Origin of the sequence: Paraburkholderia phymatum (assembly GCF_038900715.1) — a bacterium.
GTDB classification, from domain to species: Bacteria; Pseudomonadota; Gammaproteobacteria; order Burkholderiales; family Burkholderiaceae; genus Paraburkholderia; species Paraburkholderia phymatum_A.
On record NZ_JAYMRZ010000054.1, the window covers coordinates 1 to 13027 of the forward strand.

10 protein-coding genes and 6 pseudogenes are annotated in these 13027 nt (G+C 60.4%); 4 read left to right on the forward strand and 12 right to left on the reverse strand.

Features of this window, described 5'->3' with window-relative positions; translation table 11 throughout:
• Positions 1–360 precede the first annotated feature (360 nt).
• The 9 genes and pseudogenes from VSR68_RS42085 to VSR68_RS42120 form a co-directional block, all read right to left on the reverse strand.
• Complete coding sequence (locus VSR68_RS42085) at positions 361–1524, reverse strand: GGDEF domain-containing protein (protein WP_342945320.1); 1164 nt, start codon at positions 1522–1524, stop codon at positions 361–363.
• Positions 1525–2978: 1454 nt separating this feature from the next.
• Positions 2979–3865: pseudogene (locus tag VSR68_RS43010) on the reverse strand (YihY/virulence factor BrkB family protein); the annotation flags it as partial.
• Positions 3862–4287, reverse strand: coding sequence for a hypothetical protein (locus VSR68_RS42095; protein WP_342945321.1), 426 nt, complete (start codon positions 4285–4287; stop codon positions 3862–3864). The pseudogene VSR68_RS43010 and the gene VSR68_RS42095, both read right to left, overlap by 4 nt.
• A gap of 475 nt (positions 4288–4762) precedes the next feature.
• Positions 4763–5248: a GFA family protein gene (locus VSR68_RS42100; protein ID WP_342945322.1), complete on the reverse strand. Its 486-nt coding sequence runs from the start codon at positions 5246–5248 to the stop codon at positions 4763–4765.
• 779 nt (positions 5249–6027) lie between these two features.
• A pseudogene (locus VSR68_RS43015) lies at positions 6028–6369 on the reverse strand (DNA-binding protein); the annotation flags it as partial.
• Between the two features lie 85 nt (positions 6370–6454).
• Positions 6455–6793 carry a type II toxin-antitoxin system RelE/ParE family toxin gene (locus VSR68_RS42105; RefSeq protein ID WP_342945323.1) on the reverse strand — a complete coding sequence of 113 codons (339 nt, stop codon included), beginning with the start codon at positions 6791–6793 and terminating at the stop codon, positions 6455–6457.
• On the reverse strand, positions 6790–7026 hold the full coding sequence (locus VSR68_RS42110; protein ID WP_342945324.1) for a type II toxin-antitoxin system ParD family antitoxin: 237 nt from the start codon (positions 7024–7026) through the stop codon (positions 6790–6792). Before VSR68_RS42110 ends, VSR68_RS42105 begins: the two co-directional genes overlap by 4 nt.
• Positions 7027–7332: 306 nt before the next feature.
• On the reverse strand, positions 7333–8880 hold the full coding sequence (locus VSR68_RS42115; RefSeq protein WP_342945325.1) for a diguanylate cyclase: 1548 nt from the start codon (positions 8878–8880) through the stop codon (positions 7333–7335).
• A 352-nt stretch (positions 8881–9232) separates the two neighbouring features.
• Positions 9233–9378: pseudogene (locus VSR68_RS42120) on the reverse strand (ISNCY family transposase); the annotation flags it as partial.
• A 104-nt stretch (positions 9379–9482) separates the two neighbouring features.
• Between VSR68_RS42120 and VSR68_RS42125 the strand changes: the two are divergent.
• From VSR68_RS42125 to VSR68_RS42135, 3 genes and pseudogenes are all read left to right on the forward strand, one after another.
• Positions 9483–9755, forward strand: a complete 273-nt coding sequence (locus VSR68_RS42125) for a hypothetical protein (RefSeq protein WP_342945326.1) — start codon at positions 9483–9485, stop codon at positions 9753–9755.
• Between the two features lie 441 nt (positions 9756–10196).
• Positions 10197–10343 (forward strand): hypothetical protein, encoded by a 147-nt coding sequence (locus VSR68_RS42130; protein ID WP_342945327.1) that lies wholly within the window; start codon positions 10197–10199, stop codon positions 10341–10343.
• Positions 10344–10369: 26 nt separating this feature from the next.
• A pseudogene (locus VSR68_RS42135) lies at positions 10370–10520 on the forward strand (sigma factor); the annotation flags it as partial.
• A gap of 95 nt (positions 10521–10615) precedes the next feature.
• Here VSR68_RS42135 and VSR68_RS42140 read toward each other — a convergent pair.
• A pseudogene (locus tag VSR68_RS42140) lies at positions 10616–10743 on the reverse strand (IS6 family transposase); the annotation flags it as partial.
• Positions 10744–10922: 179 nt separating this feature from the next.
• Complete coding sequence (locus VSR68_RS42145; RefSeq protein ID WP_342945328.1) at positions 10923–11537, reverse strand: intradiol ring-cleavage dioxygenase; 615 nt, start codon at positions 11535–11537, stop codon at positions 10923–10925.
• Between the two features lie 348 nt (positions 11538–11885).
• Between VSR68_RS42145 and VSR68_RS42150 the strand changes: the two are divergent.
• Positions 11886–12466 (forward strand): annotated as a pseudogene (locus tag VSR68_RS42150) (hypothetical protein); the annotation flags it as partial.
• 207 nt (positions 12467–12673) lie between these two features.
• On the opposite strand, the gene VSR68_RS42155 reads toward VSR68_RS42150, so the two are convergent.
• Positions 12674–12856: a hypothetical protein gene (locus VSR68_RS42155; protein WP_428983718.1), complete on the reverse strand. Its 183-nt coding sequence runs from the start codon at positions 12854–12856 to the stop codon at positions 12674–12676.
• Between the last annotated feature and the right edge of the window lie 171 nt (positions 12857–13027).

Below are 13027 nucleotides of genomic sequence, written 5' to 3' on the forward strand. Positions count from 1 at the left end.
AGCGTCATGGTCGTGAGGGGCGACCCGCCGCCCGCCCGTGGACAACCCGCGACTCAACGCTTAACGGAGGCCAGATCACATCAAATTGCTGACTGCAAATCTGTCCGTCGAACCGGGTCAACCTCAAGGTGTAAGCGACCTGGCCCGCAGGCACTTTATTGCCTCAGTCTCCACGGACCCGCTGGATTGTATAGGACCAGGTAAGCGGGAAGATGGACGCCAGGACAGGCGAATGACATGCCTTGACCCAATTCACTTAGGCGAAGTCTCCGTCGATATATCGACGGAGACAGGTGAAACTTTACCCTCGGCGCAAGGCGGGCTAGCGCTTCCAGGAAGCGCTTGGCCTGTCGCGAAGTATCACGCCGCAGTTAGGGAATCGGAACTTGCCAGTTCAACGCGCCCTTTCCCGTTCCGCTTCGCGCGATACAGCGCTGCGTCGGTGCGACTTATCAGGTCGCCGAGCGTATCGCCAGAACGGCATTCGTCGATACCGGCACTGAAGCTCCAGCAAGGCTCATCTTCGTGTGTTGAGCTAACGCCGGCCGACGACAGAACGGATTCAATCAGTCCGGCGACCTGTTCCCGTCCAGTCTGCGGGAAGAAAATTGCAAATTCTTCCCCACCGAGTCGCCCGAAAAGGTCTGTACGACGAAGCTGACGGGACACATCAATCGCAAAGTTCTGGAGGACGCGGTCACCGGCCGGATGCCCGTACCGATCGTTGATGACCTTGAAGTCATCGAGATCAATGATGGCAATCGAGAGCCGCGAACGCGAAGAAAGGGCCGTTTTCAAAAGTTCGCCTCCGCGCAACAGGAGTTCGCGTCGTGCCAGCAGACCGGTCAGCTCGTCGACTGTTGCGAGGCGTTGCGCATGGTCCACGAGACTGTCGTTCACCAGCATGACGAGGCCGATGGAAAGTAATAGCAGCGAAAGGATGCCGGCTGAGATGAAGCAGATATTCCATGACGACGGCTGTAGAACGCTTGCCGTCGGACTGGCGAAGAAAATGCAATGAACGACTCTCGACGCATGTACCACGGTGCCTGCAGCCGCGGCCAGAATGACCAGCCAGTGCCCGTACTGACGCCGACGCACCGTGCGGGAATTCCAGATGGTCCAGCCTACGGCCATTCGTGCATAGCCGAGTACGCCCGACATCACAGCTGCTCGCGCGTTCTCATTGGGCGCAAACACAGCCCAATAAAACACCGCGCCGACTGACACAGCCAGGCCAAGGTACTCATACCTCCGGATAGCCGGATGACCGGCAAAGCGACGACAGCCTTGCAGGATCAGCACTGCGGCCGCAAGAACGCAGGTACAGGCAGTGAGTACGATCGGTGGCGGGTAATGACCGCGCCCTGAAACAAGCACAGCGAATGCGACAAATAAAATGCAGTGCGCAGCGAGCCATCGCTCAAGACCCGCAATGCGATGACGCGCGAGGCTGCCAAGCACGGCGGCGCTCGCGACGCATGACACCAGGGCGACCACAAGAAGAACGGCAGTGCTGGACATTGGTCTGGGTTACATTGTTGTTAGCCTTCAGCCTGCGTTCAGAAAGCGGCAAGGAGGCATATGCGACGTCCGCAACTCTTTTGGCCTCACTCACCGCGCAGAAACGTCGCTTCATATCGACCGAATCTTGATTCCTTCTTGCGACGCTCGCCGCTCGGCGATTTCCGTCGTGTCGACGAGACGGGCTATTTTATTCCCGGTCGGTCTCGCAAGCCAGTTTGAAGGCTGTATTCATCCACGACGATGGTCGCACTCAGCTGGAAGCATGTTGTAGCAACCAGAATCGCTATCTGGTAAGGAAGTCCGACCGTCGTGCGTTCGAGCCATGGACGCCAAGTGACGGGGAAAGGTTCGTATTCCGGCTAGCGATCGATATAACGCAGTACTCTGAGTTGTGTACGGAAGCTTGAACTCGCCGGGCATTCAGTCGCGCAGACATCGAAACCGTTTTCTTCGTCAGGGTTGTCATCGGATGCCATGTGGTCCGGGACTTCTGCCCATCATGTAGAACGTGTCTTTCAGGAATTCATCCCACGGCGTCGGAGTCGGGTGTGCGGGCAACATAGTCTTCTGGTCGCTTTCCGAAGACCTAATGAATAGCGCATAGGCGGATACTGCTTATCCTCATTTTGGGTTATCGGAATCCCAGGTTTTTGTATTGGTCTTCCTTTCCTGTTTATAGGGCAACGCTCAGGCAAAACTGCGGAGAAAGTCACAGTCGGCAATCCCTGCACCGCGCGCTGGCGAGTAGCCGGAAGGCCCGGAATGACGATGGAGTCCCAATCGTTCACCGTGGTTCACTCGACGCACGCGAACTCACTCTCACAGTGTTGATCATTCAGCGGTGACAGTTTTGACGCCAACAACTGTCACGGCCGCCATAACCGCGCCGTCCGACGCGATGGCTCTGAACGTTGCGGAACGGAGGCTTCCTTGTGAGCGAGTCGGAAGAGCGCGGCGCGCTCGCGCTCGAATCGAGCCAAGGCCGCCGATCGCGAGAACGCAGCATCCGCGGGTAATCGAATTCCGAGACATTCCTCAATTCGCGACACGTATTCCTCCGCATCACGTCGGGATAGCCAGGGCTCATTCGCGGCGCTAAAGAAGCAGTCGGGAGTGCCATCCAACGCTCCATAGGCCGGCCGTATCACGCTGGAGACACTCAGGGTAGCGAACGCTGACGCGTCGAAATCGACCGGTCCGAACGCGTCATCCGCACCGATCGGTTCGTGATAGCTGTTGAGCAACAAGACCAATCCGTCTGCCCTCCGATACACGCGATGCGGCAGCATTTTTCTCAGAGTCAGCACGGCCGCCTTCGAACGATGTTTCAGACACAACATCAACCCCCATGTCACCAGATTCCTGACGTACCGCTCTCCGTTCGCCAGGTCGGAGATGGCAGATCCCCCATTACGTAGCCGGGCGCGCGGTGATTCGCTGGAAAGCGTGCGATTCTCATGCGCAACATGGTCTGGGACGACGGTCGACTGGCTGTTCGCGTGACTGACCGCGGCAGCGATCTCGGCGCCCAGCAACAACACCACTGCGGAGAAGTAAAGCCACATCATCAGAGCCGCGAGCGAGCCCGCAGCGCCGAATGCGTTGGCGGTCCCTGCGTGGGTGAGATAGAGGGCGAACAGCTTGCGCCCACCGGAAAACAGCAACGCGGACACGATCGCGCCTTGCCATACGGTTCGCCAACGCACATGGGCGTCAGGCAACATCTTGATCAAAGTAGCGAAGGCCGCGCTCAACGCGATCATGCCGAATACGAACTGTGCGATCTCGCCGACGGCAATCAGCGGCGAATTGGCGAACAGCTTTGCGCCGACAAAACTGATGACCGTATCCAGTACGAGCGAGACGACAAGCAGGAAAGCGACCCCCATGACGAGACCGAACGAAATCAGTCGCATCTTGAGCAGCAAGGCAATGTTGCTTGCGGCACCGTGCCGGGTCGGGACTGGAAACACCACGTTTAGCGCTGTGTTCAGCGAGGCAAAGGTCGCCGACGCGCCCACTACCAGCAGTGCAGCCGAAACCACTGCGGCAGGGCCCGCCATGCTCGGATGGCGGGCGTGCTCGACGATGGTCTGGACGGCCGCCGCCGCGTCATTGCCCACCAGCCCGTTAACCTCCCCGAACAGCTGTCCGCGCGCCGCGTCGGCGCCGAAAAACCACCCGGCGATCGCGAGCACGATCAGCAACGTCGGTGCCAGCGAAAAGGGATGCTAGCGGCCATCATGGTGCACCGGTGCGTGCTGAACCGTTGACCCGCACCCACTACCAACGATAGCAACGAGCGTATTGCACCAAACGAAGGAAGTTGTCGACTCATGATGGTCGGGCGTCCGCGAACCAGGCAAAGAACCGCGTCATGCCATAGAAATTCACCAGATTGATGACAATTCCAAAAACCACGCCCACGAGCGACGCCATCGTCAGGCTTGAGTCAAGGCTGAATGACGCAATGATCAGACCCAGGATCACGGCAAACAGGATGGCAAGACCAAAATGCACGGCCAATGCCGCGATGACGATGCCGACAGGAAACGCCGCCTGAGATTGCCATGCACCGCGGCCCAGCATGATTGCTGCGATCATGTGCGGCGGAACCCTCGGATCCTGCCCTGTCACTACCACCATCAGAAACGCACCCGACACCAGAAATACCGCGCCAGCGATCAGGCCTCCCCAGACGGCCGCCCGCCAGTCAGGCATGCGGTGCGTGAAATGATGGGAATGTAGATGAAGCTCCATAACGGTCTCCCGACACTCGGTTAACGCTCCGATGAACTGTGCGTTTCGCCGCAGCTATGACCAGTCCGTGTGCACTACCGATGGTTGCGTGACCCAGGTGTTGCATCGTTCGTGCCATTGGTGCGCCATGACGTACGCCCTATCCGCCACGACATGCCAGCGCGGATTGCACAGCCCTGGTGCGGGATACCCCGTGACTGCAACTTGTACTAGCCAAATTTACCGGTCGAAAACGCGCAGACTCCCGGATGCGACCGTTCTTGGCTGCTGCTCGGATTACCTCATGGCAGTCGTGTGGCACTGCCGTCTCGCGCGTCCGGTAGGTTCCTCGGAAACATCGGACTTTTCGCGGGCCGCTTGCGCCGGCTTTTCCTACTGTACTGAGGCTTCAACCGGACCAGGCGTCCTTTCAACCTCGAGAAATGGACAGCCTCGCTGTGCGTTTCCGTCGACTAGACGCATCCGGATCCGCTCTCTATCTTTGCAGCCTGGCTTGCAACTCCCTTCGCCTCGCCAGGCTCGCCTCGGGCCAGTAGTCCTTCGCGGAGTAGTACCCGGCGACAGCTGGTGTACCGGCGGGGAGCGCCACCCACGGCTGCTTCGAGGACACAAAAATATGGATGTCGGGAGGGAGGCGGTCCGGGTCATCTAACGTGCCGACCCGCACGAAACACACTGCATCACCCGGGCCTGCATAGTGGCTCCAGACCGCCACATGACAGATCGGGCAACGGGCGATTTTCTGCCCCTTTCCGCTCTGCGACGGTGTGACCACGATCTCGGGCGTGCCAGCGAGAAGCTTCACGCGGTCGGCTTCGATCATCGCATTCAGCGCGAACGACGACCCCGATTCGCGCTGACACCAGCGGCAGTGGCAGCAGTGGACGAACATGGGGCTGCTGCACAGGCGGTACCGTACCGCACCGCATGTACAGCGACCGTCCAACTGGAACGTATCCATGACGCACCTCCATTCGAGGCCGGGCAAAACGTGCACGGCCATCGTAGGTGGTGTAGTCCGTTATCGCAAGCAATCCGGGCCGCGGGCGACATTTTCAGACTGCCTGCCTTGGTGCAGTCTCCTACACAGCACACCATAATTTTCGCGAGCAGAGACCCCGCGTGGTGCGGCCTCGATGGCACACGGTCCGTGATCGTCTTATCGGCTTTCGCCTGCCACCGGCCAGTATGGCGTATCGTCGACGGAGCGCCTGGAGGCGTTTATCTAACCTGGAAAAGTGAGTCGGTGGGTGTTGACGCTTGCAGCGAGCGGCAGATCGTAGGTGTGCGGAAGATGCAGGCAGTGGTTTCCCGCCAGGACGGCGCGTAGCCTGTTGAGACGGCGGTCTCGTCCTGCCACTGAGTGGCGTCCATTAACGACGCGTCGGACAGCGCATAACTGATTTTGGTGTCGAGTTCAGCGAAAAGGATCGGTAGCAAAGACGGCGCGAAAGATGATGCCGATTCACGTACATGAATGCGCGATCATCGTCGAAACTCGCCCGTTCCAGTTGAATGCGAACAACCGGCCACAGACGCGGCCATACTGTGTTTCTGGCAGATGCCCAGACCCTCCACGGCTACCATGGTGTCGACCTTAGAATCCCTTCCTCTTACGATCCATGTGCTCGCCGCCTTCAAATCGGCACGGGGGCGATCGCACCGGCTTCAACGTGAACGCGACGGATTGCGGCGAGCGCGAATATTCAATAGGTAGTCCGAATTATCTGGTTGGTAGTTTTATTTGGCCAACTCTCGAATGCCGGTTGCCGCCGATCGATAAGGCCTCCCCTTTGGCATAGGTACGACCGCTGCTAGCCGACTGTACGCACTCGCCGACTGCGCCATATGTACAATGCCGATCCGAGGTTCCCGCCAAAAGGCGACGGTGGTAATAGGTGACCGCGCCCGCTTGAGGGCCTCGCGCGTCATTCCGGCGCCGCGCGTGAATTCCTTCACGCCTAAAGCTCGAGCAACGTTGCTGAGCGCCAGCTGGCGCGCCCGCCGATCGCCCGCTTCGAAGGTCTGATCGAGGTAATGCCGGATGGTCTCATCGTCGGTCAGGTGGTCCGCGACGTCGAATTTCTTTAGCTTCGCTGTGGTTCAAATGAACAAGCCCGCGATGCCAGTGAAGGCTGCTCGCGGGCCTGGTGCCGTGCACAGGGTGTCAATGAATCTCACCGTCATCGCTGTCCAGCCACGCCGGAATATCACGCTTGCCGTTGAGCACGCGCCAGACTTCGACATGAGCCTTGCGCTCAATATAGAAGATCAGGCGAGGATAGCGATCAAGCGGCCACGACCGCAGGCCCGGGATGTCCAGCTCGTACGCGTAACGCGGAGACCCGATGTTGGGGTGCCTGGAAAGACGCTCGTATGCCTGCTCGATCTCCGCGATGAATCCGAGCGCTGCCTGCTCCGAGCCTTCGTCCACGAGGTAGTGCGTCACCTCGTCCTCTACGTCCTGCCTGGCCAGCCGTGTCAGGATGACGGGCTTGGCCGTCATTTGCGAGAAGTACGCACGCGAGCGCGCAACGATTCGAAGTAGCTGGCGTCGACAGGCGTTGCGAGGCCGGACGTCGCGCCCTGCAAGATCATCGCGCGCAGACGCTTGCGATCCTGGTCCTTTCGGATCAGTTCGCGGACGTACTCGCTGCTCGTGCCGTAGCCGCCCTCGCCGACCTGTTCATCGACGTAGTCCTTCAGCGAATCCGGCAGGGAAATGTTCATCGTGCTCATGCAAACCACTCTATCACTCTTGGCAAATTTTGCCAAACTGCACCGACGGTAGCCTTCCCGTACATTGAATCGCATGTGCAGCCTATGGACGGTGTCCGTTGTCATATCGTGATGCATCGGAGCAATCCCGCGTGCAATCAAACGTTTGCAGGGTTCCCGGACAGATTATCCACAGGCTCTTCCACTTTTTCTGTGCACAACTTTCACCAAGGTGTCATGTGATAGGAAGAGATCGCCATCAGGTGCGGCCCGGGCGTCAATTGTTCACATGGCGCTCAGGTGTCGGACCATGGTGCGGCCCTGACGTCAGGCGAGAATTGTGCCGAAGGTCTTGTTCCGCCCGCCGGCCTTCGCGCTGTACAGCGCGTCGTCGGCGGCCCGGATGACTGACGCCACGGTATCGGCGACCTGCCCCCGCCAGGTCGCGGCGCCAATGCTCACCGTGACATGCCCCAGGGCGGCTGGCGTGTGTTCAATACCCAGCCGCGCCACGGCCTTGCGGATCGCTTCGGCGACCGCCAGCGCGCCCGCTGCGTCCGTATGTGGCAGCACAATCACGAATTCCTCACCGCCATAGCGGGCCGCGCTGTCACCCGGGCGCCGGATGTTTTCGGAGATGCAACGGGCCACCGTGGCGAGCGCGTCGTCCCCCGCCTGGTGACCATAGGTGTCGTTGTAGAGCTTGAAGTGATCGATATCGACAAAGAGGATCGACAGCGACCCGCCCAGGCGCCTGGCCCGGCGCCATTCATGATCCAGCAACTCGTCGAGCGCGCGGCGGTTGTTCAGGCCGGTCAGGCTGTCGGTGCGCGAGAGCATCGTCAGCATCAGTTCGGCTTTCGCCCTGCGCGACAGTGACGAGGCGAGCAGCACGGATACGCCGACAAAGCTCAGGGCAAACGCTGCCATGAGCGAGCCGAGCCGGATTGCCCGCTCCCGCCAGGCGGCGTAGATGTCCGGTTCGGCTGGTGCGACCTCGACAATCAGAGGCAGGCCCGGCAGGTGGCGGAATTCATAGACGCGGCGGATGCCATCAATGGAGGCCCGGTCCTCAAACGAGCCCTCGGGCTGGGCCATCATTTTCGAGAACGGTCCGGTGCCCGTCAGGTCTCGCCCGATGACCTGCAGGTTGTAGGGTGCACGCATGATCAGGTGCCCGTCCGTATGGATCAGCGCCATCGTGCCGTGGGGCCCGAGCTTCAGCCCCGACTGCAGCCTGCGGAAGTATTCGAGCTTCAGGGTGCCGACCGCCACGCCCCGAAAGGAACCGTCGGGATTGTTGATGCGCCGGCTCAGCACGATGATCGGGTCGCCCTTGCGGATTCGCGACACCAGCGGCGCACTGACATAGAGACCCGCGGCCGGGTTGTCCCGATGCACCGTGAAATAGCGCCGGTCGGCCAGATTCACGCGGGACGGCACCTCGGAACGGGAATCGATCAGCACGTTTCCGGCGACGTCCAGGACCAGCATGGAGCCGAGATCCTTCGCGGTGGCGGCCCGGTCGAACAGTAGCGCATCGCGTAACCGCGCCGGCAGCGCCATTACCTCTGGCTGTCCGACGCCATCGACAACGGCCTGAAGTGACAGGTCATAGAGTTCAACGTTACGCAGGATGTCCCGCTCGATGACTAACAGCGTATTGCGTGACGCGTCGCGCGCGTGCTCGAGGGCGTCCTGCCGCCCGTCATACAGGAGCACCGCACACACGGTCAGCATGGCGAACGCGATCACCAGAGCGCCGCCAATCACCGCACGGGGTGAGCCAAGGCGTGCCAGGAGGCGGCCAGACAGGGAGCGGACCGGAATCACGCGTTTTGCCTTCTTGATGTTTTTTGACAGATACGGGGCCATGCGTCGGCGATATCCATGGTCCAGCCGGGCAGCCCGTCTGGCTCCGTGTTGGCCTGTCCTCCAATGGCTGCGGGCCCGGTCGGCAATGTATCAAAAAAATTGTCGGTGCGGCCGGCGACCAGGCTCCTGAATCGCGGGCCCGTTCAGGAGGCGCGACGGTCAATCACGTGGTCGACCGCAGCCGCCGGAGAGTGTCGCTGAATCGGCGCGCGCCGTCAAAACCGCGAACTCCCTGCCATTCCTGCCTCAATTCGCTGCATCGGGCCACCCGTGAGCGGGATGAACGAAGATCGGTGCGTCCGGCCGACGTGCGTCACGCTGTTGCCAGTCTTGCGCCGGCGTTGCCGAGACATACGCTCGCCTTGTCGATGTAAAACGCGCCGGCTTGCCATGGCGCTCGATGAACATCCGCGCCGCCTCGAAGTAGCTGAAGGTCAATTCCGCCTGCGTGAAATGCGGCGCCATCAGGCGGCTTGTTGCATCGTCGACATACACCAGCCCGCAGACTATAACTTTGTCTTGTACGCGCTTTCAAAAAGTGTCAGAGGTCCAGTGTGGCGGACATCAGGCTTGATAGGTTCATCGACGTTCGGGGTACCCCTATGGACCCGAAACTGTATGTCGTGTTGACAACAACCGACATATTCGCGGCAGGCAGCTGGACTCAAACAGTTGGTACCCTTCAGGGCTTTCCAGGTTCGGGCAACTGGACATTGAACTACGCCGACGACCCCGGCGTCCAGGTACAGGATGCAGCGGGCAAGAACATCTGCACGCTGCTATTCCTGACACCCAGATCCACCGACAAGGATGGAGACGCGCTAATCACCGCCGGCAATCTGCCCTATTCCGCAGCAAAGTGGCACATTCAGTAAATGGGCCCACGGCCGCCGACGCCGTTAATTTCACACGCGCGCGGCCAGCAGCGGTTGCTCGGGACGCTCTGCAAAAGCGGCACCAATTCAAGATCCTGCGCGACCCCTTCCGCCAGGCATTGAAATGCGGATTCCACCTTTTTAGGTGGTTTGCGTCGTCAAAAGAGCGCGAACACGGGCACACTACATTTTTTAGGGGCATCCTGTCAGCGCCGCGCGAAGGGAATTCGGACGACACGAGAAACCGTACGGCATTCGGTGCGCGCAGTTGTTCTATTTTTGTGCTGACGTGAAACGATGCCGTGATCCCTTATTTACAACACACCGCGTAAGAACGCGGTGCAGACGTGCAAACTGCAAAGCGTAAGACGGGCTCAGGGAATGCTCAGATGGGACATGGCCGCGCGATCAGTCGCGTCGACCCGTCCAGGAGAGTTTTACATGAAAGTATCAAGACCGGTATTGACGGTGTTCGTGATCATGGCGCTAGGCGTTGCCTCGTTGTCGATGACTGCGTGTCAGTCCACCGGCGACACGAGCTCGTCGGGCTCCAGCAGCAGCGGCACGAGTGGCAGCAGCGGCTATTGATGCACACCGCTGACGGCTAACGCCGGGTGAACTTCGAAGCGGAAGTGATTTCGTGGCTCCCGCAGTTACGGCGCTGTGCGCGCACTGCGCGAGCCAGCATGGGCGGCGGACGACCTTGTTCAGGATACGGCCGAGCGCGCACTGGCGTGCTGGAAAGGCTTTCGGCCCGACAGGAACCGCTGCCAGGCCATTTCCCATCTTTAGTTCCAAACGTGTCGCCGAGACGCCCGTCCGGCCGGTCGCGGCGTCCGCTGAATCGCAGCCTTTCGCGTGAAGCGCTTGACCCAGCGCATGATCGTCGTGTGGGCCAGTCCACCGACAGACCGCGCTCGCCCATCATTTCAGCGAGGTCTCGAAAACTGCGTTTGTAACGCAGGTATCAACGCACACAAGGGACGATAACCTAGCGATCAAGGTGGCGGGCGTCGAACAATCCGTCAATGTCTTTAAAGATCGACGTATCCGAATGGCGCCACAACCGTCGCGGGTTCGTTCTCGTGTTTCGCCTTATGATTCAGATCAGGAGTTCACGGGAAGTGGACCACAGCCTGCGCCCTGCCTGCGTTTGCAGAATTGGCGCTACACCAGCTTCACTACGAAGTCGAACCGCGCCACCTTGCGGTCGCCGCGGTCGTCGACCGTCATCAGCAACCTTCTGTCGAACAGGAGATCGCGCCCATTGCGCGGTTCGTCGGGAAAATAGAGTTGTGTGGTCAGGATCGGCCGGCGCGGCGCCTGCACCTTCACATGGAAGTGGCGCGTGCGCCCCGGATAAAGGCCCGGGACGATGGTCTCGAGGCGGTAGCGTCCGCCACCGTCCGTGAACTGATGACCGCGCATCCGGAAGCCTTCCATGTCGTATGCGCCGTCACCATCGGCGTGCCAGAAGTCAAGCAGCGCGTTCGCCACCGGGACGCATCGCGTGGACAACACGCGGCCGCCCAGGACAATCCTCGTACCGTGAATCCCCGGTTCGAGCAGCGACCTACGCTGAGGCGAACTCGGCAAAAAGAACGGCCCCTCCGTTTGCTGCTGCGTCTGTTCCGTATCGTCCGCGCACGCGAGCGTGGGTGATAGCTCGTCGGCGAGCACCCGCCCCGCATCCCATGCCCCCAGCAGGACCGAGGACGCCATTGCGCCGGACTGGCACAGAAAGGCACGGCGCCTCTTTCCCGTTCGTACGATCCGCATCATGGGTCTCCCCGTATCCACTGCCGTTCCCGCCGTACGCGTGAGTGGTCTGCGCTCACGATCGCGTCGAAGGTCGTTGTAGGGAAAGAAAATTATAATGCCGCGACCTATTCACTTCGGGATCGGCGACATGACGTGTCCCTCTCATGTCGCGCGAGCGCATCGGGCGGTATGAACCCGGCGCGATGTTGATCGCCGCGTCGCTGACGAAGAGCGGATTCGCCGTCCTTCTTCACCACGTGCGCGAGCCATTCGTCGGAATGCACGTTGCCCTCGCAGCGTTCTGGGGAGCCCAAATCTTCGCTCGGCCCTATCATCGTCGCGCGTGCGTGTGCCGCATCTAACCGGCCGAGGTCAACCCGTTCACGCTCCTCGATCCCGCCGCCAAGGCTTGCCCTTCCAATGCGTGGTCCGACGCCGGTTGCTGATGCGCGCGGGCCAGATCGTCAATGCCAACTTCCATTGGCCAGTTGCCTGCGTGAGTGGACGAGTCCGGAGCTGCAGTATCTGCGGTCTAAATTTGTATGGGCTAACCGTCCGGGTACTGCAGGAGGTGTTACCGCGCTCGCGGCCACCACAATCCGCAGACGCGTCGCCGCAGTCGGCCGCCGCCTTGAGAGTTCGAAGGCAAGGCGTCGGCGCGGACCGGCCGGTAACTTTCCTGCCCGACGGCGACGACACCGTGCACCGCGCGCAACTCGACTTTGGCGATTGTGGCGAGCGGGTACTCGACTGGTTTCACTTCGCCATGTGGATACAGAATCTCGAACAAATGATCAAGGGATGGCCGGACCGCGACGAACGGCCATCTGTCGACACGCTGATCGATGGGCTTCGTCGAGCCGGCGGTCAACCGGGTGGTCAGCAAGCGCTTTGTGAAGCGGCAGCAGATGGCGTGGCTTCCCGCTCCGAGCGAACATGCTCTGTCTGTACCGAGACCTGGCCGTCCGCTCTTCGGCCCCGTTTCGGCCGCGAAGCGGACGCGTCAGTTCCCGCCTTGGACCCGTTCGTGTAGTTTCTGCTGTTAGTTTGCGCGGAAAAGTTTCCCTATTTACGATACGGACTCCGTACGGTGTGCGTTGACGATTGCGTCGACATGCCCGGGCTGCGAATGAAAGCGCGCCACGCCCGCACTGCATTCATGCATCAGCGGGCATGCCCATATGAAGAGTGAACCGTTGCAGTCGTGTACCGGAAAACGGGTCTTCGCGCCAGTCTATTTTTCGATGCATCGCAGACGCCGCCGGCGACGCCGTTCCGTCAATCGCAAAATGGTCGAGAGATTGTCCTGCACTGATGGCCTGTTTAAGCCATTGGGGCATCTCGCCATCGCCGGACCATGTCTGTCCTGTTGCGCTGCGATACCTAGTCGACCCTGAACAATCAGCGGAGCCTTCTACAGTGGGGCTTTGAGTCGGAAATGGTGTTGTGGGAATTGCAGGGACCTGGCATATTGATGCGTGAATCCTGCAATTCCTGATGAGGTGCAGATG